This is a genomic window from Janthinobacterium sp. BJB446, assembly GCF_002735655.1.
GTDB classification, from domain to species: Bacteria; Pseudomonadota; Gammaproteobacteria; order Burkholderiales; family Burkholderiaceae_D; genus Janthinobacterium; species Janthinobacterium lividum.
Genome location: NZ_PDZK01000005.1, coordinates 139,264 through 163,969, shown reverse-complemented (window position 1 = coordinate 163,969; position 24,706 = coordinate 139,264). Strand labels below are relative to the sequence as shown.

Here is a 24,706-nt window from a genome sequence, read left to right as displayed (position 1 = left end):
ATGATCAGGCAGGCCGGGCAGTGACTGACTGTAGGGCGGGCGGCGAAATGTCGTCCGTTCGGTAGCGAACGGACGGGCATGCCGACAATAAATATAGTCGGGTCACTGTGCAAGCGCTGTGTTACGCTGCACTACATGGCGACCCTCGTTCGGACGCCTTTCAACTATCCCCTAGCTGACGACTGGAAAACAGGAAACCTGCCCATGTCGAGTCTGCATGCCCAGCTACACAACCCGAATCAAAACCATTTGCTCGCCGCCATGCTCGACGCCGATTTCGCGCGCCTGGCCCCCCACCTGGAGCAAGTATCCATGTTGCTCGGTGACGTGATCTACGATTCGGGCGACAAGCTGCAGCATGTGTATTTCCCCACCACGGCCATCGTTTCCATTCACTACCTGCTGGAAAACGGCGGCTCGTCGGAAATTGCCGGCGTCGGCAATGAAGGCGTCGTGGGCGTGTCGCTGTTCATGGGCGGCAATTCGACGCCGAGCCGCGCCGTCGTGCAGACAGGCGGCGTCGGCTACCGGCTGAAGGCGCATTTGCTGATGGAAGAGTTCGACCGCGCCGGTCCCGTCATGCGCTTGCTGCTGCGCTATACGCAAGCGCTGATCACGCAAATGTCGCAAACGGCCGTCTGCAACCGCCACCATACGGTGGAGCAGCAGCTGTGCCGCTGGCTGCTGCTGACCATGGACCGCCTGCCGAACCGCGAGCTGACGATGACGCAGGAGTTGATTGCCAACATGCTGGGCGTACGCCGCGAAGGCGTGACGGAGGCGGCCGGGCGCCTGCAGGCGCGCGGCTTCATCAGTTACCGGCGCGGCCATATCTCCGTGCTGGACCGTGCCGGCCTCGAAGGCCACGTGTGCGAATGCTATGGCGTGGTCAAAAAGGAATTCACGCGCCTGTTGTCGGATGTGCGCCAGCGCCAGGCGCACTGAACACCGCATCTTTTTTTTATCGTTGTTACAGCTCAGGCTACCCCATGCAATCTGTTGAAAATATTCCCCCGCGCGCACCGTCGCGCTGGCCCATGGCGCTGGCGTTTTCGTTCAGCGCCATCGTGCTGCTGGCCATCGGCCTGCTGGCCTGGCGCGCGCCGTTCGAGACGGCATGCGTCATCGACGCGCTGGTCTTCTTGCTGCTGATGCTGCTTGTCGCGCTGTACCGGCGCACCTTGGCGGCCAGCCTGCCGCGCCAGCTGCTCAAGGCGGGCGCCTTGCAGGATGCGATTTTCAACAGCGCCAATTTCTCGTGCATCGCCACCGATGCGCAGGGCGTGATCCAGATCTTCAACGTGGGCGCCGAACGCATGCTGGGCTATGAAGCGAGCGACGTGGTGGACAAGCTGACGCCGGCCGGTATTTCCGATGCGCAAGAAATCGTCGCGCGCGCGGCCGCCCTCAGTGCCGAACTCGACAGGGTCATCACGCCCGGCGTGGAAGCGCTCGTGTTCAAGGCCACGCGCGGCATCGAAGACATTTATGAACTGACCTACATCCGCAAGGATGGCAGCCGTTTCCCGGCCATCGTCTCCGTGACGGCCTTGCGCGACGTGCAGAACAAGGTCATCGGTTACTTGCTGATCGGCACGGACAATACGGCACGCAAGCAGGTCGAGGCGGAACAGGCGCTGCTGGACCAGCGCCTGCGCGAACAGCAGGCATATACGCGCTCGCTGGTCGAGACCAACAATGCCGAACTGAAGAAGGCGCGCCTGGTGGCGGAAAAGGCCAACCGCGCCAAGTCCGAATTCCTGTCGAGCATGAGCCACGAATTGCGCACGCCCCTGAATGCCGTGCTGGGCTTTGCGCAGCTGATGGCGTCCGACGTGCCGCCGCCGAGTCCGCCGCAGCAGCGCTCGATCGAACAAATCCTCAAGGGCGGCTGGTATCTGTTACGCCTGATTAACGAGATCCTCGACCTGGCCATGATCGAATCGGGCAAGGTCACCTTGTCGCAGGAAGCCATGTCCCTGCTCGACGTGCTGCAGGATTGCCAGGCGATGATCGCGCCACAGGCGGAAAAGCGCGGCATCCGCATGCACTTCCCCCGCTGCGGCCAGGCATTCTATGTGCATGCGGACCGCACGCGCGTGAAACAGGTGATGGTCAACCTGCTGTCGAACGCCATCAAGTACAACCAGGGCGGCGGCACCGTTACCGTCGATTGCAGCCAGCGCGGCGCCAAGGTGCGGGTCAGCGTGCGCGACAGCGGCGTCGGCCTCGATGCGGGCCAGGTGGCACAGTTGTTCCAGCCCTTCAACCGCCTGGGACAGGAAAACAGCACGGAAGAGGGCACGGGCATCGGTCTCGTCGTCACCAAGCAATTGATCGAATTGATGGGCGGCACCATCGGCGTCGACAGCACGGTGGGCGTGGGCACCACGTTCTGGTTCGAGCTCGCTTCGAGCAGCGCGCCGGCATTGGTGCTGGGCGATGGCGACGCGCTGCCGCAGGTGCAGGTGCCGCAGGAAAGCCAGCGCACCTTGCTGTACGTGGAAGACAATCCCGCCAACCTGGCGCTGGTGGAGCAACTGATTGCCCGCCGCAGCGATTTGAAGTTGCTCACAGCCATCGATGCGCACCTGGGCATCGACCTGGCGCGCACGTATCAGCCGGACGTGATCTTGATGGATATCAACCTGCCCGGCATCAGCGGCTTCGGCGCACTGCATATCCTGCACGACGACCCGCTCACCAGCCACATTCCCGTGATGGCCCTGTCGGCCAACGCCGTGCCGCGCGACATCGAGAAAGGCCTGGAAGCGGGTTTCTTCCGCTATTTGACCAAGCCGATCAAGGTCGTCGAGTTCATGGATGCGCTCGACGTGGCCCTGCACCATGCGGCCGCGCACGGCCTGGCCGACGACACTCACGCAGTACGCTAATTCAGCACTTAATTTTAGGAATACCGCCATGCTTCAAGCCACCGAGATCCTGAACGCCAGCATCCTCATCGTTGATGACCAGGAGGCCAACGTCATGCTGCTGGAACAGGTGCTGCGCAATGCCGGCTATACGCGCATCACCTCCACCATGGATCCGCAAGCCGTGCATGCGCTGCACCAGCAGCACCGTTACGACCTGATCCTGCTCGACTTGCAAATGCCGGAAATGGATGGCTTCGAGGTGATGGAAGGCTTGCGCGACATCGAGGCGGGCAGCTATCTGCCCGTGCTGGTGATCACGGCCCAGCCCGGCCACAAGCTGCGCGCGCTGCAAGCGGGCGCCAAGGATTTCGTCAGCAAGCCCTTCGACCTGGTGGAAGTGAAAACGCGCATCCACAACATGCTGGAAGTGCGCTTGCTGTACCAGAAACTGGCCGAATACAACAAGTCGCTGGAACAGATGGTGGAAGCGCGCACGGCGGAGCTGCGCGAAAGCGAAGCGCGCTTCCAGCGCTTCACGGAACTGTCGTCCGACTGGTACTGGGAACAGGATGCGCAAGGCAATCTGACGCGCTTTTCCGGCCCCGTGGCCGAAATGCTGGGCATTGGCAGCGAGGAAGAGCCACAGCGCTGGAACGCCACCGAACGCGCGCTGCTCGACGCAAAAATTGCCGCACGCGAACCGTTCCTTGATTTCATCTACAGCCGCGCCAACCTCGACGGCAGCACGCAGTATCTGCAAGTGAGCGGCGAACCGATGTTCGACAATGGCAGCCGCTTCATCGGCTACCGCGGCATCGGCCTCGATGTCACGGAGCGCTTGCGCATCGCCTGATTTATACTTGCTGCCATCCACATCCACAAGGAAAGCATCATGGCTGACAAATCTCCCTCCTATTGGTTCCCCGCCAAGACCTATGGCTGGGGCTGGGGCTTGCCCATCACCTGGCAAGGCTGGCTGGTGTTCCTGGCCGCGCTGGCGCTGTTCGCCTGCGGCGCTTTCCTGTTTCCGCCGCAAACCATGCTGGTCGGCTATATCGTCTATGAAGTGGCCATCGTTGCCGTGCTCATTTTTATCTGCCAGCTGAAGGGCGAACCGACCAGCTGGCGCTGGGGCAAGAAGAAATAAGCGCGATGGCGCCTGTTGCAATGCAGCAGATGCGCAAAGACGACACCTGCAAGAAATCATCTGGCCACGCGGCGTGAACCGCGTATAATTGGCTCGCTGCCGCAAGGCGGCAAACGCTAGGGGTCCTGCCTTTCGCTGTGGAAACACGGTGCAAGCGCGGGTGAGAAATACCCTCCGAACCTGATCTGGATAATGCCAGCGAAGGGAAGCTTTAGGATGAACGCACCCCGCTTTTCCGCGTGCGCGCAGCCGAACCTCCTTAGCTGGCTCCAGGCTTAAAAACAGTCTAGCCAAGGAGCCAAAATGAACGCCAACCCGAAATTCCTCTCCGCCACCGCCACGGTCGACGAAGCCGCCATCGCGCCGCTGCCCAATTCGCGCAAGATCTACGTGCAAGGCAGCCGGCCCGACATCCGCGTGCCCATGCGCGAGATCAGCCAGTCCGACACGGAAGCGTCGTTCGGCGGCGAAAAGAATCCGCCGATCTACGTCTACGATACGTCCGGCCCCTACACGGACCCGGACGTGCAGATCGACATCCGCTCGGGCCTGGACACGCCGCGCCTGCCGTGGATCATGGAGCGGGCCGACACGGAAGAATTGCCCGGTCCGACCTCCGATTACGGCATCGCCCGCCTGGCGGACCCGAAACTGGCCGAGCTGCGTTTCAACTTGCACCGCAAGCCGCGCCGCGCCATTGCCGGCAAGAACGTGACGCAAATGCATTACGCGCGCCAAGGCATCATCACGCCGGAAATGGAATTCGTTGCCATCCGCGAAAACATGCGCCGGCAGGAATATTTGCGCGAGCTGAAAGCTTCCGGTCCCATGGGCGAACGCCTGGCCGACCTGATGGGCCGCCAGCACCCTGGCCAGTCGTTCGGCGCCAGCATCCCGGCGGAAATCACGCCCGAATTCGTGCGCGAGGAAATCGCCCGCGGCCGCGCCATCATTCCCGCCAACATCAACCACCCGGAAGTGGAACCGATGATCATCGGCCGCAATTTCCTCGTGAAAATCAACGCGAATATCGGCAATTCGGCCGTCACCTCTTCCATCGGCGAGGAAGTGGAAAAGATGACCTGGGCCATCCGCTGGGGCGGCGACAATGTGATGGACCTGTCCACAGGTAAACATATCCACGAGACGCGCGAATGGATCGTGCGCAACAGCCCCGTCCCCATCGGCACCGTGCCCATCTACCAGGCGCTGGAAAAGGTCAATGGCAAGGCCGAAGATCTGACGTGGGAAATTTTCCGCGACACCCTGATCGAGCAGGCCGAGCAGGGCGTCGACTACTTCACCATCCACGCGGGCGTGCTGCTGCGCTATGTGCCGATGACGGCCAAGCGCTTGACGGGCATCGTCTCGCGCGGCGGCTCCATCATGGCGAAATGGTGTCTGGCGCACCACCAGGAATCGTTCCTGTACACGCATTTCGAAGAAATCTGCGAAATCATGAAGGCGTATGACGTGTCGTTCTCGCTGGGCGACGGTTTGCGTCCCGGTTCCATCTACGACGCCAACGACGAGGCGCAGCTGGGCGAACTGAAAACCCTGGGCGAACTGACGCAGGTTGCGTGGAAGCACGACGTGCAGGTGATGATCGAAGGTCCGGGCCACGTACCGATGCAGCTCATCAAGGAAAACATGGACCTGCAGCTGGAGCAGTGCGGCGAAGCGCCGTTCTACACCTTGGGACCGTTGACGACGGATATCGCGCCCGGCTACGACCACATCACCTCGGGCATCGGCGCGGCCATGATCGGCTGGTATGGCACGGCCATGCTGTGCTATGTGACGCCGAAGGAACACCTGGGCCTGCCCAACAAGGCGGACGTCAAGGACGGCATCATCACGTACAAGATCGCGGCGCATGCGGCCGACCTGGCCAAGGGCCATCCGGGCGCGCAAATCCGCGACAACGCGCTGTCGAAAGCCCGCTTCGAATTCCGCTGGGACGACCAGTTCAACATCGGCCTGGACCCGGACAAGGCGCGCGAATTCCACGATGAAACCCTGCCCAAGGATTCGGCCAAGGTGGCGCATTTCTGCTCCATGTGCGGCCCCCATTTCTGCTCGATGAAGATCACGCAGGAGGTGCGCGAATACGCGGCCGGCATGGGTATCGCGGAAGACAAGGCGCTCAAGCAGGGCATGGAAATCAAGGCCATCGAATTCATCAAGAACGGCGCCGAGCTGTACCGCAAGGTCTGAAGGAGAGCGTGATGCCTGCATTGATATCCATCACGCTCAACGGCGCACCGCACCAGGTGCCGCCGGGGCAAACCCTCGATCAATTGATCGCCGCCCTGTCGCTGGAAAACCAGGCGCTGGCGCTGGCCGTCAACCGCAACGTCGTGCCGCGCAAGGCGTGGCAGGACCGGGTCCTGGAAACGCAGGATCACGTGGAAATCGTACGCGCGATTGGCGGCGGTTAAATTGAGAATAGACAAGGAAACGCACATGAACACCGCAACAAACAACGACCTGCTGACCATTGCGGGAAAACAGTATCCATCGCGCCTGCTGGTGGGCAGCGGCAAGTACAGGGATTTGCCGCAGACGCGCGAAGCAACGGATGCGGCCGAGGCGCAGATCATCACGGTGGCGATTCGCAGGGTCAACATTGGTCAGGACCCGAACGCGCCCAGCCTGCTCGATTTCGTGCCACCGGACCAGTACACGATTTTGCCGAACACGGCCGGCTGCTACAACGCAAAAGATGCCATCTACACCCTGCAACTGGCGCGCGAGCTATTGGGCGGGCGCAATCTGGTGAAGCTGGAAGTGCTGGGCGACGAAAAAACCTTGTTTCCGCATATGCCGGAAACCCTGGTCGCGGCAGAAGCGCTGGTCAAGGATGGCTTTGACGTGATGGTCTATTGCAGCGACGACCCCATCCAGGCGAAGATTCTGGAAGACATCGGCTGCGTGGCCGTCATGCCGCTGGCGTCGCTGATCGGCTCGGGCATGGGCATCCTGAATCCGTGGAACTTGTCGCTGATCATCGATCAGGCGAAAGTACCCGTGCTGGTGGACGCAGGCGTGGGCACGGCGTCGGATGCGGCCATTGCCATGGAACTTGGCTGCGATGGCGTGCTGATGAATACAGCCATTGCCGGCGCGCGCGACCCCGTGCGCATGGCGCATGCCATGAAGCTGGCCGTGCGGGCCGGGCGCGAAGCATTCCTGGCGGGACGCATGCCGCGCAAATTTGCTGCTTCGCCATCGTCGCCGATGGCGGGCCGCCTGGCGTGACGATGTCCGGGCGTCTGCCGTGTCGTTCGGTTGTGCTGGTGTTTGCCGGCGCCGATCCGTCGGGCGGCGCCGGCATCGCCGCCGATATCGTGGCGATTGCCGCGCAGGGCGCGCATGCCTTGCCTGTCATCACGGCGCTGACGGTGCAGGACAACGACCGCGTGTTTGCTGTCGAGCCTGTGGCCCCGGAATTGCTGCGCCGACAGGCGCAGACGCTGATCGACAAGATCGCCATCGATGCCGTGAAGATCGGCATTCCCGGCAGCGCCGCGAATGCGGCCGTCATTGCGCAACTGATCGCGCAATTGCGGCTGGTCCGGCCGGATTTGCCTGTCGTGCTTGATCCCGTGCTGGCCAGCGGCCATGGCGACGTGCTCAGCCGGGACGACGCCGTGCTGGCGCTGGCGCCCTTGCTGCCGGTGACTACCGTCATCGTACCGAACGGGCCGGAAGCGGCGGCCCTCGGTGGCGAGAAAAACCTGCGCGCGCAAGGCTGCAAGAACGTGCTGGTGACGGGCGGCCATGGCGAAGGCGAGGTGATCGTCAACCGCTGGCACGATGGTGAGGACAGGGCGCGCGAGTGGTGCTGGCCGCGCCTGCCCGGCGAATTCCACGGCAGCGGCTGTACCCTGGCGTCCGCCATCGCGGCGCGCCTGGCACTGGGCCAGGCATTGCCCGAAGCGCTTGATGGCGCGCAAAGCTATTGCCATGCGACCCTGGCCGGCGCGTATGCGGTTGCGCCAGGCCAGCTGATGCCGCAACGATTCATTCAATAAGGAAAACATCATGCGTGGACTGTATCTGGTTACCCCGAACTGGGATGACACCGACCGCCTGCTCGATATCACGGAACAGGCTTTGCACGGTGGCGTGGCCCTGCTGCAATACCGCCACAAGAGCGCCGACGCGGAACAGCGGCGCGAGCAGGCGGGCGCCTTGCTGGTCCTGGCCCGCAAATATGGCGTGCCTTTCATCATCAACGATTTTATCGAGCTGTGCGAAGAGCTCGACGCGGACGGCGTGCACGTGGGTGGCACGGATGCGTCCGTCGCGCAGGTGCGCGCGCGCCTGGGCAAGGACAAGCTCGTCGGCGCCTCGTGCTATGGCGACATGGCCCTGGCGCGGACGGCAGACGCTGGCGGTGCCAGCTATGTGGCCTTCGGCGGCTTCTATCCCTCGCTGGTGAAAAAGTATCCGGTCACGACACCATTGGATATCGTGCTGCAGGCCAAGCGCGAGATCGCCTTGCCGTGCGTGGTGATCGGCGGCATGACGCCGGAGAACGCGGCGCCGCTGGTCGCGCGCGGCGCCGACATGGTGGCGGCCATCAGCAGCGTCTTTGGCAAAGAATACCAGGCGGACGATGTGAATATTGTGGTGCAGCAATTCAATCACTTGTTTGCGGCATGAGCATGCGGGTGCAGGGCTGGTTTGGGCGGATAATCGGCATATAATAAGAGCATCATTCATTACCGAGGTCCCTTTGCCCATGAGTCAGCCAGCCGCCGCGAAACGCCTTATCCTGATCGTTGACGATGACCAACTCCTGTTGGAATTCCTCGGCGAAGTCCTGCGCCATGCCGGCTACGAGACGGCCCTGGCCCATTCGGCCGAAGTGGCGCTGCAGCTGATCGCCCAGCGCGAGCCCGACCTGGCCTTGCTCGACATCCACATGCCGGGCATGTCCGGCCTGGAGCTGGCCAAGCGTCTGCATGGCGAAACGGCCGTGCCGTTCATGTTCCTGTCCGGCAGCGGCGACAGCGAATCGGGCAAGCAGGCGGCCGCCTATGGCGCCGTCGGCTATGTCGTCAAACCCGTCGATGAAGGCCGCTTGATGCCCGCGTTTGAAGCGGGTCTGGCGCGCGCCGATGAAATCCGCCAACTCCGGCGCACCGAACTGAACCTGAATGCGGCGCTGGCCGCCGGCCGCGAAACCAGCCTAGCTGTCGGTTTGCTGATGGGCAAGTTCCAGACGGACCGCAACACGGCGTTCGAAGTGCTGCGTGACCACGCCCGTTCCAGCCGCCGCAAGATCAATGAAATCGCCAGCCAGCTGCTGCTGGCCGAAGAAACCCTGAACGGCCTGCACGGCGCCTTTTTGAACCGGGCGAAAACCAAGTAAGTGTTTCAAGTAAGCGTTGCACCGGCGCCGGCGTGGCATGTCGGCGCCTGCCTTGTTATGATGTGGCCATACGGCGCGCTGGCGCGCCTGGTTCAACCATAGACAGGACACACATGAAAACCAAAGCAGCGATTGCATGGAAGGCGGGCGCTCCGCTGACGATCGAAGAAGTCGACCTGGCCGGCCCGCGCGAGGGCGAAGTACTGGTCGAGATCAAGGCCACCGGCATTTGCCATACCGATTACTACACCCTGTCGGGCGCCGATCCGGAAGGCATCTTCCCGTCGATCCTCGGCCATGAAGGCGCCGGCATCGTCGTCGACGTGGGCCCGGGCGTGAAAAGCCTGAAGAAGGATGACCACGTCATCCCCCTGTACACGCCGGAATGCCGCCAGTGCAAATTCTGCCTGTCGCAAAAAACCAACCTGTGCCAGTCGATCCGCTCGACCCAGGGCCGCGGCCTGATGCCGGACGCGACTTCGCGCTTTTCCATCGACGGCAAGCCCATCTTCCACTACATGGGCACATCCACCTTCTCGAACTACATCGTCGTGCCGGAAATCGCCCTGGCGAAGATCCGCGAAGATGCGCCATTCGACAAAGTCTGCTACATCGGCTGCGGCGTGACGACGGGCGTGGGCGCCGTGCTGTTTACGGCCAAGGTGGAAGCGGGCGCCAATGTGGTCGTGTTCGGCCTGGGCGGCATCGGCTTGAACGTGATCCAGGCGGCGAAAATGGTTGGCGCCGACAAGATCATCGGCGTGGACATCAACCCGGCGCGCCAGGCCATCGCGCGCAAGTTCGGCATGACGCATTTCGTCAACGCCAACGAGGTGGAAAACGTTGTCGACACTATCGTGCAGCTGACGGACGGCGGCGCCGACTATTCATTCGAATGCATCGGCAACACCACCACCATGCGCCAGTCGCTTGAGTGCTGCCACAAGGGCTGGGGCCAGTCCATCATCATCGGCGTGGCGGCGGCCGGCCAGGAAATTTCCACCCGTCCATTCCAGCTGGTGACGGGACGCGTGTGGAAAGGTTCCGCCTTCGGCGGCGCGCGCGGCCGCACGGACGTGCCGAGGATCGTCGACTGGTATATGGAAGGCAAGCTCAATATCGACGATTTGATCACGCACCGTTTGAAACTGGAAGATATCAACCAGGGTTTCGACCTGATGAAGAGCGGTGAATCGATCCGCTCCGTCGTGCTGTATTAATTGAAATACGCCGTACCACGGCGTTTTTGCGGAGGCTGCGGCCTCCGTTTTTTTGCCGCCGCGTTTGCCATCCATCGGGCCAGGCTGTCGCCTAACCCTTCATCCCGGCACTTCATCGCACGGCGCTGGCGGTGCCGGCCGCCAGCGCTTATCGTGATTCTCGTCGCTGTACCACAGCGGCTTTACGGAGGCCCCTGGCCTCCTTTTTTTTACCCGTGCTTTGCCACTCATCGCGCAAGCCTGCCGTCCAGGTGCGCCTTTTTGCAGCCTGTCGCACCGCGCTGGAGCCGTGAGCTTTCCGTCGTTAAAGTCAATGCTCCACTACTTTTGCGACGAGGCAGCCATGTCCACTTCCCACCGTTTGATCCTCAGCCTGGCCGGTATCCTGCTTGGCGGCAGCGCGCTGGCCGTGCAGCCGCCGCAACCGCCCGCGCCACCGGCCGCACCAGCCGCGCCCAGCGTGCAGGTCAGCCGCTCGCTCGACAAGGGCGAAAGCTATGCGCTGGTCGATGGCACGAGGGATGGCGAGGGCGTCATCGTTGTCGACAGCGATATTCATTCGCAGCAGGTGGAAAAGCTCAAGCGCTCGATCAAGGGCCCCTTCCTGTGGTTCCGCGACCAGGGACAGGCTTACGTGCTGCAGGATACGGCCTTGCTGGGCAAGGTGCGCACGGCATGGCTGCCCTCGAAACAGCTGGGCAAGGAGATGAGCGCGCTTGGCGATCAAATGGGCGCGCACGGCAAGGCCATGGGTGACATGGGCCGCAAGATGGGCGCCCGCAGCCTGGAAAAAGGCAGCGCGCGCGAGTCGGAACAGCTGCGCGCGCTGGGCCGCCAGCAGCAGGAGCTGGGCCGCAAGCTCGGCGACGCCTCGCGCCGCCAGGCGCTGGCAACGAGCGGCACGGCGCGCCGCGCGGCCGAGCGCGACGTGGAACGCCTGCAGCAGCAGATGGAAGATGCGCAGGAAGAAATGGAAGAGATCAACGACCGCATCGCCGACGTGCACGAGCGCGAGGCCGAGAAAATGGAGCAGATGTCGCGCCAGATGGAGCAGCGCAGCAAGCCGATGGAAGCGCTGGGCAAGCAAATGGACGACCTGGGCCGCCAGCAGGAAAAAGTCGTCAAGATCGCCGACAAGACCACGCGCCAGGTGATCGCCCAGGCGCTCAGCGAAGGCAAGGCAAAGCTGGTGCGCTGAATGTTGTGCTGAATCAGCGGGCCAGTGGCTTGCGCATCAGGCAGCGCAGCGCCGGATCGTGCCCGTCCTGCGCTTCGCGCGCCAGCTTGAGCGCGTGACCCGCGCCCAGCGCCGCGGCCTCGATTGCGCTGAAACCGTGGCGCGCATAGTAGGGCGCGTTCCATGGCAGGTGCCGATACGTGCTCAGTGTCAGGCATGCGCAGCCCAGCGCCCGGGCATGGGCCGCCGCCGCGTCGAGCAGGCGCGCCCCCAGGCCCTGCCGTTGATGCGGCAGGGCAACGGACAATTCCACGATGAACCACTGGCCGTCGAGCGGCTGGGCGGCCAGGAAACCCGATGGCCGGTCCAGGCCATCGGCGGCCACCCATACGCCGCCATGCTGCTGCAGCATCTGCAAGGTGCTCAGTGGCAAGGGTTCTCCCTGCGCCAGCCACGCCAGTTCGGGGCCTGCGTGGGCAAACAGGGTTGCGGCGCTGCGCTCGACCTGGGCCAGCAGGGGCAGGTCGGCGCCGGTGGCTGCGCGGATGGCGTAACTCACGGTGTGTTCCACACGGCGGCCACGGCGCGGTATTGCGCCGGCAGCTGCTCTCTGGCGTCGTGCTCGCTGGCATACACCTCATCCTGTACCGTGTCCCAGTGCGCGTCGCAGCTGAAACGGTAGACTTGCGCCTCGTCCCCGTAGCGGCACACGGCCAGGCCGTGAACGGCGATGGGGGCGGCGCCGTCTTCACTGGTGACGTGGCCGAAGGGCAGGCCGGACCAGGCCCAGGCCAGTACGCGGGCGCCATCGAGGTGGCTGGGAGGTGTCATGGGCATGTTTTCGTCAGCTGTGCAGTGATGCCGATTGTAGCGCGCACGCGGCGAATGCGGCGCGACCGCTGGACAAATGCACAGTATTTTTAGCCATGCCGGTATAATCACGGGATGCAAAATCTTCTTCACAATCTCAATCCCGAACAATTGGCTGCCGTCACCTTGCCGGCGCAGCACGCGCTGATCCTGGCAGGCGCCGGTTCGGGCAAGACCCGCGTGCTGACCACCCGCATCGCGTGGCTGATCCAGACCCAGCAGGTATCGCCGCCTGGCATCCTGGCCGTGACGTTTACCAATAAAGCCGCCAAGGAAATGCTCACGCGCCTGTCGGCCATGCTGCCGATCAACACGCGCGGCATGTGGATTGGCACCTTCCACGGCCTGTGCAACCGCTTGCTGCGCACGCACTACCGCGACGCGGCCTTGCCACAGACGTTCCAGATCCTCGATTCCCAGGATCAATTGTCGGTGATCAAGCGTTTGTTGAAGGCAAACAATATCGATGATGAAAAATTCCCGCCGAAGACGGTGATGTATTTCATCAACAATGCCAAGGACCAGGGTTTGCGCGCCACGGACGTGGAAGCGTACGACGCGCACGAGCGCAAGATGGTCGAACTGTATCAGCTGTACGACGACCAGTGCCAGCGCGAAGGCGTCGTCGATTTCGCGGAATTGCTGTTGCGCACGTATGAATTGCTGAGCCGTAACCAGCCCCTGCGTGAACACTACCAGGCCCGTTTCCGCCACATCCTCGTGGACGAGTTCCAGGATACGAATAACCTGCAATACAACTGGCTCAAATTGCTGGCCGGCCACGGCAGCCGCGATGGCGGCGCCCTGTTTGCCGTCGGCGACGATGACCAGAGCATCTATGCGTTCCGCGGCGCCAACGTGGGCAACATGAGCGCCTTCGAGCACGAGTTCCAGGTCAAGAACTTGATCAAGCTGGAGCAGAACTACCGCTCGCACGGCCACATCCTCGACAGCGCCAACGTGCTGATTGCGAACAACAGCAAGCGCCTGGGCAAGAATCTGCGCACGGACGCGGGCCATGGCGAGCAGGTGCGCGTGTATGAAGCCAGTTCCGATCTGCAGGAAGCGCAGTGGATCATCGAAGAGGCGAAAAGCCTGATCGCCGATGGCGCTTCGCGCAGTGAAATCGCCATCTTGTACCGCTCGAATGCGCAGTCGCGCGTGATCGAGCATGCGCTGTTCTCGGCCGCGATTCCGTATCACGTGTATGGCGGCCAGCGCTATTTCCAGCGCGCCGAGGTCAAGCACGCGATTGCCTATTTGCAATTGATGGACAATCCGCACAACGATTCGGCCTTCCTGCGCGTGGTCAATTTCCCCACGCGGGGCATCGGCATGCGCTCGATCGAGCAATTGCAGGCCGCGTCGGAACAGTACGGCATTTCGCTGTATGCGGCCGTGCCGTATGTGGCGGGCAAGGCGGGCAGCGTGCTGGCCGGTTTCGTCAAGCTGATCGAGGGCGTGCGTTTCGAAACGCAGCAATTGTCCTTGCCGGAAATGGTCAGAGTGGTGCTGGAAGCGAGTACCTTGCTGCAACATTATCAAAATGAAAAAGAGGGCGCCGACCGCATCGAGAACTTGGAGCAGATGGTCAGCGCGGCCAGCCAGTTCATTTCCGAAGAAGGTTTCGGCCAGAGCGCGCCGGCCCATCTGGGCCCTGCCGCCCAGGCGCAATCGGGCGCGCCCGTCGTCAACCAGGACGGCATCGAAATCCTCGATGCCGACGCGCCGCTGCCGGCCGTGATGTCGCCGCTGTCCGCCTTCCTGTCGCACGCATCGCTGGAAGCGGGCGACAACCAGGCGCAGGCGGGCCAGGATGCGCTGCAGATGATGACCGTGCACTCGGCCAAGGGCCTGGAATTCGACAATGTCTTCATCACGGGCCTGGAAGAGGGCCTGTTCCCGCACGAAAGCAGCTCGAAGGAAGACAACGGCGTGGAAGAGGAACGCCGGCTGATGTACGTGGCCATCACGCGCGCGCGCAAGCGGCTGTACATGAGCTTTTCGCAGACGCGCATGCTGCATGGCCAGACGCGCTACAACATGAAATCGCGCTTCTTCGACGAATTGCCGGAAGAATCCTTGAAATGGCTGTCGCCGAAGGTGCAGGCGAACTGGTTCGGCAACCGCAAGTCGGCCTGGGACGAGGCGCCCAAGGTGGCTAGCCTGGGTTCGGACAATGCGATTGCACAAAAGATCGCGCAAAAAGCCACGGGCGGCGGCTGGCGCATCGGCGAATCCGTGGCACACGCCAAGTTCGGCGAAGGCGTGATCGTCAATATCGAAGGCGGCGGCGGCAATGCGCGCGCGCAAATCAATTTCGGACAGCACGGCATGAAGGTGCTGGACCTGGGTATCGCGAAACTGGAACGCCTGGGGCGGTAATGGGCGTAGGTCGGATTAGCGGCGGAACGCCGCGTAATCCGACGCTGCGAGGCCAGCAATGGTGTCGGATGACGCCTTCGGCTAATCCGGCCTGTGTGTGGCATTGCAAGGCATTCGGCAAATAAAAAAAGGGCAGCCTGCGCAGGCTGCCCTTTTCTTATGCGGCGTAGCAATCAGTCGTTCGGCTTGTCCAGCGACACCGTCTTGCTCTCATCGACGGGCAAGCCGAAGATCTGGCGGTAGGCGGCGTAGAACGAGCAATGCATGATGATGGTGAGAATCATCGACAGCGGCATCATCAGCTGCATCATCAGCGGCGTGCGGCCAAAGATGACGGCCAGCAACTGGCTGGTGACGACGCTGATGGCGAACCAGGTGGCGGCGAAGACGATGAAGGCCGACAGCGAACGCCAGACGGCGAAAAAGCTGAAGAACAGCGCCTTGCCCAGCCCGGTTTGTTTCCAGTAGATCAGCGGTGCGGCAAAGCAGAAGGCCATGGCGGCCGGCACGTACAGCACGATGGCCAGCAGGATGCCGAGGCCCAGGCGCGATTCGGGGATGGCGGTGCGCGCCGCTTCTTCCGTCAATTGCCCCGTGACCAGTTGCCACAGCAAGCCGTCGTCCACCAGAGTCGAGGCGCCGATGGCCACGATGGCCATCAGGATGTACAGCACGCCCAGGCCGAACAGGGAAGGAAACGCGGGCTTGCGGAAGCCCGAGATCAAGAGGCTGGGCAATACGCGCTTGCCCTGGTCGATGTTCAGGCAGCCTTGCACGAAGGCGACGGAAAAGACGGGGACCAGGATGACGGGCAGCATCTGGCCGAGCACGGGCACGATGCTGACGGCCAGCATGCAGAACATATAGCCGAGAAACAGCATCGACATGCCGCCAGGTTGCTTGCGAAACAGAGCGAAGCCTTGTTTCACCCATTGCCAACCTGTACTTGCAGGTAATTTTTCCATGTTTAAAACAGTTCCGGAGCAGGTGTGGCGATACGTTCGCGCAGAATGCGTTCGAAATGCGTGGGATCGTGCGGGGTCAGCATTTCCGCTTCGCGCGGCTGGTAATAATCGTACAGGCGCGACAGCCAGAAGCGCAGCGCGGCGGCGCGCAGCATCGGTTGCCATGCCGTCTGTTCTTCATGCGTAAACGGACGCACGGCCTGGTAGGCGTCGAGCAGGGCCCGCACGCGCACCGTGTCGAGCACGCCCGTGTCCAGGTCCACGCACCAGTCGTTGACGGTGACGGCCACGTCGAACAGCCAGGTGTCGCAGCCGGCAAAGTAAAAGTCGAAAAAGCCCGTCAGTTGTTCGCCGTCAAACATGACATTGTTGCGGAACAGGTCGGCATGCACGGGACCGCGCGGGATGGCTTTATACGTATCGCAGGCAGCAAAGGCGTCCTGGAAATGGATTTCCGCGCGCAGCAAGTGCGCCTTGGCATCGTCGAGGTGGTGCAGGACGAGGGGCGTGGTGGTGTTCCACCAGTCCAGTCCCCGCAAATTCGGCTGTTGCAGGGGGAAGTCCTGCGCCGCCAGGTGCATCTTCGCCAGCATCGCGCCGACCGCTGCGCAATGCACGGCTTGCGGCGCCATCTGCGAGCTGCCGTCGAGTTTGCTGACGATGGCGGCCGGCTTGCCTTGCAGGGCCGTCACCAGTTCGCCGTCCGCATTGGCGATCGGCGCCGGCACCAGTACGCCCCGGTCCGCCAAATGGCGCATCAGTTGCAGATAAAACGGCAATTGCGCGAAGCTGAGGTTTTCAAAGATCGTCAGCACGTACTCGCCGCGCTCCGTGCTCAGGAAGAAATTGCTGTTTTCGATGCCGGACGCGATGCCCTTGAGCGCCAGAGGTTTGCCGAGTGGAAACTGCGTGATCCACTGGCCGATATCGTCCAGGTGTAGCGCGGTAAAAACTGCCATGGGAAAGAGAGGATTGGTCTAAAAGGTCAAAAAAAGCCGGCTGCCCCGCAGGTGGCCGGGGCAGGGCAGAAGAGAGTGGCTGCTTACTTCGCTGGTGCGGGCGGCGCTGGAGCGTCCGCTGCCTCTTCGTCGCGTTGTTTCTGTTTCTTCTTGCCCAGGTCAAATTCCAGTACTTTCCATTGCGGGCCGCGCAGGGCGCCGCTATGGGCCTGGTCGCCGCCGGCGGCCGGCTTCATGTAATAGGTGCTGCCGCCGCTCGTGACTTTCACTTCGGACGTCACGCCCGCTTCGCGTTTCTCGGTAATCTGCTGCTTGGCCGCGGCCGGTGCCACGGTGATGGGCGCTTCGCCCATTTCCTCGATACGTTCGAGCTGTGGCGGCGCGTCGCTCGGTTTGGCCGGCGTCTGGGCGCTGGCGATGGCCGAACATGCCAGCAGGGGCAGGGCGAGGAATGTCCAGAGTGTCGATGTACGCATCATGATGGGTTCGCTTCCATGTGAGGGACTGCAGCGCGTGCAGTGGTGTAATGCCGTCAATTTATCTATAAGGCATTGTAACAAACTGGTAGGCAATGCTGCTTAATACGGCTGATTAATGCGCCGAAATGGCCCGCAGCGGCCGCCCGCGCGCCCGCACGGGGCTGCCGGGGTGATAAAAACGCCAGGAACGGCACGTGTTGCGGCCGGTGGCGTGGCCCTAAACTCTGCGATAATTGTGCGATATTCCGCCCGTCCGCCGCTGTTTCTTCCCGGCTGGCGCGGCTCACCTTATTTTATTGGCATTATGCAAAACACCCTGCTGTTAGTCGACGGTTCCAGTTACCTTTATCGTGCCTTCCATGCGCTGCCCGACCTGCGCAGCCCGGATGGCTATCCCACGGGCGCCATGCACGGCATGGTCAACATGCTGCGCCGCCTGCGCGCCGATTACCCGGCCGCCTACATCGCCTGCGTGTTCGATGCCAAAGGTAAAACGTTCCGTGACGACATGTATCCGGAATACAAGGCCACGCGCGCCTCGATGCCGGACGACCTGCGCCTGCAGATCGAGCCGATCCACGAAGCCGTGCGCGCCATGGGCTGGCCGATATTGATGGTCGACGGCGTGGAGGCGGACGACGTGATCGGCACGCTGGCCGTGCAGGCGGCCGCCGCCGGCATGAACGTGGTGGTGTCGACTGGCGACAAGGACCTGGCGCAGCTGGTCAACAGCCAGGTGACCCTGATCAATACCATGAGCAACGAAAAGCTCGATGAAGCGGCCGTGCTGGTCAAATTCGGCGTGCCGCCGAACCGCATCATCGATTATCTGTCGCTGATCGGCGATACCGTGGACAACGTGCCGGGCGTATCGAAATGCGGCCCGAAGACGGCCGTCAAATGGCTGACCTTGTACGACAGCCTGGAAGGCGTCATGGAAAACGCGGCCAAGGTGGGCGGCGCCGTGGGGGAAAACCTGCGCACGGCCTTGCCATGGCTGCCACAGGCGCGCGCCTTGATCACCGTCAAGACCGATTGCGACTTGTCCGAACACATGACGACCATCGCCGACTCGCTGGTGGCGAAACACGAAGACAGGGAAGCGCTGCTGGCCTTCTTCCAGCGCTACGGCTTCAAGGCACTGCTGCGCGAACTGGGCGCGGTGCCGCCGCCGATGTCGCCTGTTGGCGCACCGGCAACTGCCGGTGCCGCTGCTGCCAACACGACGGGCGACATGTTCGCCGATGCCGCGCCAGCGGTGGAAGCCGCCTATGAAACCGTGCTGACGGACGAGCAGCTGGACAAATGGATTGCCCTCATCGATGCGGCGCCCCTGACGGCAGTCGACACGGAAACCACCTCGCTGGAGCCGATGACGGCGCAAATGGTCGGCATTTCCCTCTCCGTGGCCGAGCACGCTACCTGCTACATCCCGCTGGCCCACGACTACGCGGGCGCGCCCGAGCAATTAACGCGTGAACACGTGCTGGCGAAATTGCGCCCGTGGCTGGAAGATGCGAACAAGCCCAAGCTGGGGCAGAACCTGAAATACGACAGCCACATCTTCGCCAACCACGGCGTGACGTTGCGCGGCATCGCCCACGATACCCTGCTTGAATCGTATGTGTTTGAATCGCACAAGAAGCACGACATGGACAGCCTGGCCCTGCGCCACCTGAACTACACGACGATCCCGTTCGAGGACGTGTGCGGCAAGGGCGCCAAGCAGATCACGTTCAATCAAGTCGAGGTGGAGCAGGCGGCGAAATACGCGGCCGAGGATGCGGACGTCACCTTGCGCTTGCACAATGCCATGTGGGGCAACGTGGCGAATGATGAAAAGCTGACCTTCATCTATGAAAAGATCGAGATGCCGACGGCCGTGGTCTTGCAAAAAATCGAGCGCAACGGCGTGCTGATCGATGACGAATTGCTCAACATCCAGTCGGCCGAGCTGGCCGTGAAAATCCTCGAACTGGAAAAGAAGGCGTATGAACTGGCCGAGCAGCCATTCAACCTGGGTTCGCCCAAGCAGATCGGCGAAATCTTCTTTGAAAAGCTGAAACTGCCGGTGGTCAAGAAAACCCCGACGGGCGCGCCATCGACGGATGAAGAAGTGCTGCAAAAGCTGGCCGAGGATTATCCATTGCCCAAAGTGCTGCTCGAATACCGCGGCATGGCCAAGCTGAAGTCGACGTACACGGATAAATTGCCGAAAATGATCAACGTCACCACGGGACGCGTGCACACGAACTATGCGCAAGCCGTGGCCGTGACGGGACGATTGGCGTCGAACGACCCGAACTTGCAGAATATCCCCATCCGCAGCGCGGAAGGCCGGCGTATCCGCGAAGCCTTTATTGCGCCGCCGGGCAGCCACATCGTCTCGGCCGACTATTCGCAGATCGAATTGCGCATCATGGCGCACATCTCGGGCGACGAAGCCATGCTGCGCGCATTTGCCGACGGCATCGACATTCACCGCGCCACGGCCGCTGAAATCTTCGGCGTGCCGGCCGCGGAAGTACAAAGCGAACAGCGCCGCTACGCCAAGGTCATCAACTTTGGTTTGATCTACGGCATGAGCGCGTTTGGCCTGGCCGGTAACCTGGGCGTGGACCGCACAGCCGCGCAAAGCTATATCGACCGCTACTTTGCTCGCTTCTCCGGCGTGAAACAGTATATGGAAGACACGCGCCAGCAAGCCAAGGCGCGCGGCTACGTGGAAACCGTGTTCGGCCGCCGTTTGTGGTTACCGGAAATCAATTCGCCGAACGGCCCGCGCCGCCAGGGCGCGGAACGGGCGGCGATCAACGCGCCGATGCAGGGCACGGCCGCCGACCTGATCAAGCTGGCCATGATCGCCGTGCAAGGCTGGCTGGAAGCGGACAACTTGCAAACGAAGATGATCATGCAAGTGCACGATGAACTGGTGCTGGAAGTGCCGGACGCCGAGCTCGAATTGGTCAAGCGCAAGCTGCCGGAACTGATGGCGGGCGTGGCCGCGCTGAAAGTGCCGCTGACGGCCGAGGTGGGCGTCGGCAGGAACTGGGACGAAGCGCATTGATGCTGCGTCGGCTTACGCGGGGCATGCCCCGCTAAGCCGACCTACATGTTTACTTGAGCAATGACCGTAGGTCGGCTTAGCGCAGCGTCAGCCGACATTTCCAAACGCAATACCTTCAGGAGAAACGCATGAGCGACATGATCACCGATTGTGAAAGTTTGCTGGGCCAGAGCAGCTTGTCCGGGCCGGATGGCCGGCGTGGTTTCCTGAAGGTGGCGCTGGGCACTGGCTTTGCCGTGGCCGTCTTGCCCGTGGCGGCGCAAAACGTCATCAAGACGGATTCCGCCGGGCTCGTCACGGGCCACATGTCGGTGATGGTCGATGGCCAGGCCGTGCCCGTGTACGCAGCGCAGCCGGAAGGCAAGACGGGTTTGCCCGTGGTATTGGTCATTTCGGAAATATTTGGCGTGCATGAACATATCGCCGACATGGCGCGCCGTTTTGCCAAGCAGGGTTATCTGGCGCTGGCGCCCGATTTGTTCGTGCGCCAGGGCGATCCCACCAAGGTGGCCAGCATCCCGGAGTTGATGAAAGGCATCATCGCCAAGACGCCGGACGCGCAAGTGATGGCGGACCTCGATGCGGTGGTGGCATGGGCGAAACAGAATGGCGGCGATACGAGCCGTTTGGGCATCACGGGCTTTTGCTGGGGCGGGCGCATCACGTGGCTGTACGCGGCGCACAATCCGGCCGTCAAGGCGGGCGTGGCCTGGTATGGCCGCCTCGTCGGTGAACCGACTGCCTTGCAGCCGAGCAACCCCATCGACATCGCCGCTACCTTGAAGGTTCCCGTACTGGGCTTGTATGGCGGCAAGGATACGGGCATCAGCCAGGAATCGATCGGCAAGATGAAGGACGCGTTGGCCAAGGGTGGCAACCCATCCGAGTTTGTCGTGTATCCCGATGCGGGCCACGCCTTCAACGCCGATTACCGCCCCAGCTATGTGGCGGCCGATGCGAAAGACGGTTATGCGCGCTGCCTGGCCTGGTTCAAAAGCCACGGCGTGGCGTGATCTGCAACAGAAACATACCGCATCTTCCATAAATTGACGCGAAAGCCGCACCGGGCTGTAAAATGCCCGGTGCGCGCCAATGCAGTACAATTGCATCTTCATCGCGCGACGTTGCCGCCAAACGCGCAAAAAATTAGACAATAGATAACAACGCATTCATCAGGCCAGACGCTAGCATCGCGGGCGCCAGTGACCCGGCGCCATTTTGAGGTAAGAAAATCATCGATCCCGTCCTTATATCCATTTTGCTCGCGACCACGATCGCGGGCGTGTTCAGCATTACTGCGGCGGCGATCTTTTCGTTTGCATTCTTGTCCAAAGTGGTCGAGCGCATGGTCAGCTTGTCCGTCGGCATCATGTTGTCGACGTCCCTGCTGCACGCCTTGCCCGAAGCGTTCGAGTCGCAGGCGGACCCGCGCAGCCTGTTCGCCACCCTGCTGGCCGGTTTGCTGGCCTTCTTCATGCTGGAAAAATTCGCCATCCTGCGCCATTCGCACCACCATGAAGGCGACGGCCACCACCATGCGCACGGCCACGACAAGCACGAGGCGGGCAAGGCCGGCTGGATGATTTTAGTGGGCGACGGCATGCACAACTTTACGGACGGCATCCTGATCGCCGCCGCTTTCCTGGCCGACCCGAAACTGGGCCTGGTGACGGGCCTGGCCATCATCGCGCATGAAATCCCGCAGGAAATCGGCGACTTCATCGTGCTGCTCAATGCCGGCTTCTCGCGCCTGCGCGCGTATATCTTCAATCTGCTGTGCAGCCTGATGGCGGTGGCGGGCGGCTTGCTCGGCTATTTCACCCTGGACCGCGCCAGCAATCTGATTCCTTACGTGCTCGTGTTCGCCTCGTCCGGCTTTATCTATATTGCCTTGAGCGACCTGATGCCGCAGATGCAGCGCCGCGCCACCTTGCGCGAAACCATTCCGCAAGTGCTGTTGATCGCACTGGGCGTGTGCATCGTGCTGTTCCTGACGCATAAGCGTCACGGTGGTTGATGCCTGGCGCTGTCGGCGCAGTGCTACCTATGCTATATTGCCTTTCTGACTAACTTGCACAGAAAGGAGGAAAATATCATGGAAGAAAACTTGTTGCTCGCCTTGTGGCGCGCACGCTCTTTAAGCGCATTTGCCAGCTCTTGCCCACGTTCTATCGCGCTGCGATAACCTGGCCAGAGCAAAGTCACCCTCCCAGACGAGTCCTTTCCTGGTACTCCGTTGTCGTTAGCGCTCCTGTTAACGCGGATGCTTGCATCCCGAGCAAAGACAAGAGCCATGACTACCCTTATCTCGACACAAGCTTTGCAACTGGATACCCACGACGGTTTCCTCTTCAACGAACTCGCCTTTACCTTGCGCCAGGGCGACCGCATCGGCCTGATCGGCCACAATGGCTGCGGCAAATCCACCTTGCTGGGATTGCTCAGCGGCACGCGAGAAGCCACTGCCGGCACCATCCACTATGCTCGTGCCTGCCGCTTGCAGCACGTGGAGCAGCACTTGCCGCCAGAACTTGCCAAGCTGAGCCTGTACGACGCCTTGCTGGCCCCCGTACTGGAGCAGCCGGAATTGCATTGGCGGGTCGACAGCCTGCTGGCCGAACTGGGTTTTGACCAAGAAACGGCGCAAGTGCCCGTGCATTCGCTGTCCGGCGGCCAGCACACGAGACTATTGCTGGGGCGTGCCCTGCTGCAGGAGCCGAACGTGCTGCTGCTCGACGAACCGAGCAATCACCTGGACTTGCCATCGCTGCTGTGGCTGGAGCAATTCCTGCTGGCCTGGCGCGGCGCCTTCATCCTCGTCTCGCACGACCAGCGCCTGCTCGACAACGTGGCCACGCGCAGCTGGATCTTGCGCGATAGCCGCCTGTACGATTTCGATTTGCCGTGCGGCCCCGCGCTGGCGGCGCTGGCCGAGGCGGACGTAGCCGCTGCCGCCCGGCATGCGGCCGAACAGAAGGAAATCGACCGCCTGTCGGCCAGCAGCGCCCGCCTGGCCTTGTGGGGCCGCACCTATGACAATGAAGACCTGGCGCGCAAGGCCAAGACCATGCAGCGGCGCATCGACAAGCTGAAGGATGTGCAATCGTTCGTCAGCGACGGCGCGCCCTGGCGCTTGAGTCTGCGCGGCAAGGCGCTGGCAGCCGACCAGCTGCTGGCGCTCGACGGCCTGCAGGTACGCGCCGTGCCCGCGTCTCCCGTGCTGTTCCAGGTCGGCCAGCTGTGGCTGAAACCGGGCGACCGGGTCGCCTTGCTGGGCGCCAATGGCAGCGGCAAATCGTCGCTGCTGCGCCTGTGCTGGCAAGCGATCCAGGCACAGGAGGAGCGCAGCGACTTGCGCTATCACAAGGCGGCGAACATCGGCTATTACGACCAGTCGCTCAAACAACTGGCCGATACGGCCGACCTGTCCGACGCCCTGTACCCGTTCGCCGTGCAAAACGAGGCTGCGCGCAGCCAGGTGGCGCGCAAGCAGGCGCTGATCGCGGCCGGTTTCCCGTATGCGCGCCATGGCCAGACGGTGGCGACCCTGAGCGGCGGTGAGCGGGCGCGGCTGCTGTTCCTGGGGCTGTCGCTGGCCAGCTACCACCTGCTGCTGCTGGACGAGCCCAGCAATCACCTGGACATGCAGGGCAAGGCGGAACTGGGGCAAGCGCTGCTCAGCTTTGCGGGTGGCTGCCTGCTGGTGTCGCACGACCGCGACCTGATCGAGACGGCCTGCAACCGCTACTGGGTGGTGGCCGATGGCGGGCTGGAAGAGTGGCCGGATGCGGCCAGCGCGTATGCACGCCTGCGCCTTGAAGATGGGCAGGCTCCGCCGTCCCCGGCGCGAATGGAAACGGCTGCGCTGGCGCTAGCGCACAGTGACGTGGATCAACAGCTGGAACGCTTGTGCGAACTGGAGCAATTGCTGGCGCAAGACCTGGCGAGAAAACCGCGCCACCAGAAGCCGGCCAGCCAGCAGGCGTGGCAGGACGAGATCGCTTGCCTGAACCGCGCTTTGGGCATCACGGCCTAGATGGCGCTATCCGGGCGATGGTCGCCGTCGCCCATGGACGCTTGCTGGCGATGGCGTCCGCAAGCGGCGGCAGCGCCTTGCGCGTGGTGCATGTCGTCGGCCAGGGCCGCCTTTCCCGTGATGAAACGCAAGGGCGGCAGGT

The 24,706-nt window shown here is 62.4% G+C and carries 23 protein-coding genes and 1 riboswitch; of the genes, 17 read left to right on the top strand and 6 right to left on the bottom strand.

What is annotated here, in order from left to right; genetic code table 11:
* The first annotated feature begins 204 nt into the window (after positions 1–204).
* The 12 genes from CSQ92_RS24855 (at position 205) to CSQ92_RS24800 (ending at position 11,824) form a co-directional block, all read left to right on the top strand.
* The gene (locus tag CSQ92_RS24855; RefSeq protein ID WP_034784790.1) at positions 205–945 is read left to right on the top strand and encodes a Crp/Fnr family transcriptional regulator; all 741 of its coding nucleotides are present in this window, start codon (positions 205–207) and stop codon (positions 943–945) included.
* Between the two features lie 44 nt (positions 946–989).
* The gene (locus tag CSQ92_RS24850) at positions 990–2,894 is read left to right on the top strand and encodes a PAS domain-containing hybrid sensor histidine kinase/response regulator (RefSeq protein ID WP_240317681.1); all 1,905 of its coding nucleotides are present in this window, start codon (positions 990–992) and stop codon (positions 2,892–2,894) included.
* Between the two features lie 28 nt (positions 2,895–2,922).
* Positions 2,923–3,729 (top strand): response regulator, encoded by an 807-nt coding sequence (locus CSQ92_RS24845; protein WP_034784792.1) that lies wholly within the window; start codon positions 2,923–2,925, stop codon positions 3,727–3,729.
* A gap of 39 nt (positions 3,730–3,768) precedes the next feature.
* Entirely contained in the window at positions 3,769–4,023 is a 255-nt protein-coding gene (locus tag CSQ92_RS24840) for a hypothetical protein (RefSeq protein ID WP_034784794.1), read from the top strand.
* Between the two features lie 108 nt (positions 4,024–4,131).
* A riboswitch (TPP riboswitch) is annotated at positions 4,132–4,247 on the top strand.
* A 79-nt stretch (positions 4,248–4,326) separates the two neighbouring features.
* Positions 4,327–6,240, top strand: a complete 1,914-nt coding sequence (gene thiC, locus CSQ92_RS24835; RefSeq protein ID WP_034784795.1) for a phosphomethylpyrimidine synthase ThiC — start codon at positions 4,327–4,329, stop codon at positions 6,238–6,240.
* Between the two features lie 20 nt (positions 6,241–6,260).
* Entirely contained in the window at positions 6,261–6,464 is a 204-nt protein-coding gene (thiS, locus tag CSQ92_RS24830; protein ID WP_099395723.1) for a sulfur carrier protein ThiS, read from the top strand.
* 25 nt (positions 6,465–6,489) lie between these two features.
* Complete coding sequence (locus tag CSQ92_RS24825; protein ID WP_099395677.1) at positions 6,490–7,284, top strand: thiazole synthase; 795 nt, start codon at positions 6,490–6,492, stop codon at positions 7,282–7,284.
* Positions 7,285–7,286: 2 nt separating this feature from the next.
* Complete coding sequence (thiD, locus tag CSQ92_RS24820) at positions 7,287–8,060, top strand: bifunctional hydroxymethylpyrimidine kinase/phosphomethylpyrimidine kinase (RefSeq protein ID WP_099395676.1); 774 nt, start codon at positions 7,287–7,289, stop codon at positions 8,058–8,060.
* 10 nt (positions 8,061–8,070) lie between these two features.
* Positions 8,071–8,694, top strand: a complete 624-nt coding sequence (thiE, locus tag CSQ92_RS24815; protein WP_099395675.1) for a thiamine phosphate synthase — start codon at positions 8,071–8,073, stop codon at positions 8,692–8,694.
* A gap of 79 nt (positions 8,695–8,773) precedes the next feature.
* On the top strand, positions 8,774–9,406 hold the full coding sequence (locus CSQ92_RS24810) for an ANTAR domain-containing response regulator (protein WP_034749164.1): 633 nt from the start codon (positions 8,774–8,776) through the stop codon (positions 9,404–9,406).
* Between the two features lie 113 nt (positions 9,407–9,519).
* Positions 9,520–10,626, top strand: coding sequence for an S-(hydroxymethyl)glutathione dehydrogenase/class III alcohol dehydrogenase (locus CSQ92_RS24805; protein WP_099395674.1), 1,107 nt, complete (start codon positions 9,520–9,522; stop codon positions 10,624–10,626).
* A 343-nt stretch (positions 10,627–10,969) separates the two neighbouring features.
* Complete coding sequence (locus CSQ92_RS24800) at positions 10,970–11,824, top strand: hypothetical protein (protein WP_143450428.1); 855 nt, start codon at positions 10,970–10,972, stop codon at positions 11,822–11,824.
* A gap of 13 nt (positions 11,825–11,837) precedes the next feature.
* Here CSQ92_RS24800 and CSQ92_RS24795 read toward each other — a convergent pair whose 3' ends face one another.
* Positions 11,838–12,362, bottom strand: coding sequence for a GNAT family N-acetyltransferase (locus CSQ92_RS24795; protein WP_099395672.1), 525 nt, complete (start codon positions 12,360–12,362; stop codon positions 11,838–11,840).
* On the bottom strand, positions 12,359–12,634 hold the full coding sequence (locus CSQ92_RS24790; protein ID WP_218964090.1) for a hypothetical protein: 276 nt from the start codon (positions 12,632–12,634) through the stop codon (positions 12,359–12,361). The genes CSQ92_RS24795 and CSQ92_RS24790 overlap by 4 nt, the downstream gene beginning before the upstream one ends.
* Positions 12,635–12,748: 114 nt before the next feature.
* Between CSQ92_RS24790 and CSQ92_RS24785 the strand changes: the two genes are divergently transcribed.
* Positions 12,749–15,058: a UvrD-helicase domain-containing protein gene (locus CSQ92_RS24785; protein ID WP_099395670.1), complete on the top strand. Its 2,310-nt coding sequence runs from the start codon at positions 12,749–12,751 to the stop codon at positions 15,056–15,058.
* A gap of 173 nt (positions 15,059–15,231) precedes the next feature.
* Here CSQ92_RS24785 and CSQ92_RS24780 read toward each other — a convergent pair whose 3' ends face one another.
* The 3 genes from CSQ92_RS24780 to CSQ92_RS24770 form a co-directional block, all read right to left on the bottom strand.
* Positions 15,232–16,023: a BPSS1780 family membrane protein gene (locus tag CSQ92_RS24780; RefSeq protein ID WP_034784808.1), complete on the bottom strand. Its 792-nt coding sequence runs from the start codon at positions 16,021–16,023 to the stop codon at positions 15,232–15,234.
* A gap of 2 nt (positions 16,024–16,025) precedes the next feature.
* Positions 16,026–16,982, bottom strand: coding sequence for a homoserine kinase (locus CSQ92_RS24775; protein WP_034784810.1), 957 nt, complete (start codon positions 16,980–16,982; stop codon positions 16,026–16,028).
* Between the two features lie 83 nt (positions 16,983–17,065).
* The gene (locus CSQ92_RS24770; protein WP_070278239.1) at positions 17,066–17,461 is read right to left on the bottom strand and encodes a hypothetical protein; all 396 of its coding nucleotides are present in this window, start codon (positions 17,459–17,461) and stop codon (positions 17,066–17,068) included.
* A gap of 304 nt (positions 17,462–17,765) precedes the next feature.
* On the opposite strand from CSQ92_RS24770, the gene polA reads away from it, so the two are divergent.
* From polA to CSQ92_RS24750, 4 genes are all read left to right on the top strand, one after another.
* Positions 17,766–20,528, top strand: a complete 2,763-nt coding sequence (polA, locus tag CSQ92_RS24765) for a DNA polymerase I (protein ID WP_099395669.1) — start codon at positions 17,766–17,768, stop codon at positions 20,526–20,528.
* Between the two features lie 128 nt (positions 20,529–20,656).
* Positions 20,657–21,541 (top strand): dienelactone hydrolase family protein, encoded by an 885-nt coding sequence (locus tag CSQ92_RS24760; RefSeq protein WP_099395668.1) that lies wholly within the window; start codon positions 20,657–20,659, stop codon positions 21,539–21,541.
* 245 nt (positions 21,542–21,786) lie between these two features.
* On the top strand, positions 21,787–22,545 hold the full coding sequence (locus CSQ92_RS24755) for a ZIP family metal transporter (protein ID WP_052140365.1): 759 nt from the start codon (positions 21,787–21,789) through the stop codon (positions 22,543–22,545).
* Between the two features lie 276 nt (positions 22,546–22,821).
* On the top strand, positions 22,822–24,564 hold the full coding sequence (locus CSQ92_RS24750; protein ID WP_099395667.1) for an ABC-F family ATP-binding cassette domain-containing protein: 1,743 nt from the start codon (positions 22,822–22,824) through the stop codon (positions 24,562–24,564).
* On the opposite strand, the gene CSQ92_RS29510 is transcribed toward CSQ92_RS24750, so the two are convergent.
* Entirely contained in the window at positions 24,561–24,695 is a 135-nt protein-coding gene (locus tag CSQ92_RS29510) for a hypothetical protein (RefSeq protein ID WP_257219344.1), read from the bottom strand. The two genes, CSQ92_RS24750 and CSQ92_RS29510, sit on opposite strands and share 4 nt — an antisense overlap.
* Positions 24,696–24,706 lie beyond the last annotated feature (11 nt).

Coding starts and splice junctions, on each gene's coding strand:
- CSQ92_RS24855 (WP_034784790.1), top strand. CDS start 205: ATGTCGAGTCTGCATGCCCAGCTACACAACCCGAATCAAAACCATTTG.
- CSQ92_RS24850 (WP_240317681.1), top strand. CDS start 990: ATGCAATCTGTTGAAAATATTCCCCCGCGCGCACCGTCGCGCTGGCCC.
- CSQ92_RS24845 (WP_034784792.1), top strand. CDS start 2,923: ATGCTTCAAGCCACCGAGATCCTGAACGCCAGCATCCTCATCGTTGAT.
- CSQ92_RS24840 (WP_034784794.1), top strand. CDS start 3,769: ATGGCTGACAAATCTCCCTCCTATTGGTTCCCCGCCAAGACCTATGGC.
- thiC (WP_034784795.1), top strand. CDS start 4,327: ATGAACGCCAACCCGAAATTCCTCTCCGCCACCGCCACGGTCGACGAA.
- CSQ92_RS24825 (WP_099395677.1), top strand. CDS start 6,490: ATGAACACCGCAACAAACAACGACCTGCTGACCATTGCGGGAAAACAG.
- thiD (WP_099395676.1), top strand. CDS start 7,287: ATGTCCGGGCGTCTGCCGTGTCGTTCGGTTGTGCTGGTGTTTGCCGGC.
- thiE (WP_099395675.1), top strand. CDS start 8,071: ATGCGTGGACTGTATCTGGTTACCCCGAACTGGGATGACACCGACCGC.
- CSQ92_RS24810 (WP_034749164.1), top strand. CDS start 8,774: ATGAGTCAGCCAGCCGCCGCGAAACGCCTTATCCTGATCGTTGACGAT.
- CSQ92_RS24805 (WP_099395674.1), top strand. CDS start 9,520: ATGAAAACCAAAGCAGCGATTGCATGGAAGGCGGGCGCTCCGCTGACG.
- CSQ92_RS24800 (WP_143450428.1), top strand. CDS start 10,970: ATGTCCACTTCCCACCGTTTGATCCTCAGCCTGGCCGGTATCCTGCTT.
- CSQ92_RS24790 (WP_218964090.1), bottom strand. CDS start 12,634: ATGACACCTCCCAGCCACCTCGATGGCGCCCGCGTACTGGCCTGGGCC.
- CSQ92_RS24785 (WP_099395670.1), top strand. CDS start 12,749: ATGCAAAATCTTCTTCACAATCTCAATCCCGAACAATTGGCTGCCGTC.
- CSQ92_RS24780 (WP_034784808.1), bottom strand. CDS start 16,023: ATGGAAAAATTACCTGCAAGTACAGGTTGGCAATGGGTGAAACAAGGC.
- CSQ92_RS24775 (WP_034784810.1), bottom strand. CDS start 16,982: ATGGCAGTTTTTACCGCGCTACACCTGGACGATATCGGCCAGTGGATC.
- CSQ92_RS24770 (WP_070278239.1), bottom strand. CDS start 17,461: ATGATGCGTACATCGACACTCTGGACATTCCTCGCCCTGCCCCTGCTG.
- polA (WP_099395669.1), top strand. CDS start 17,766: ATGCAAAACACCCTGCTGTTAGTCGACGGTTCCAGTTACCTTTATCGT.
- CSQ92_RS24760 (WP_099395668.1), top strand. CDS start 20,657: ATGAGCGACATGATCACCGATTGTGAAAGTTTGCTGGGCCAGAGCAGC.
- CSQ92_RS24750 (WP_099395667.1), top strand. CDS start 22,822: ATGACTACCCTTATCTCGACACAAGCTTTGCAACTGGATACCCACGAC.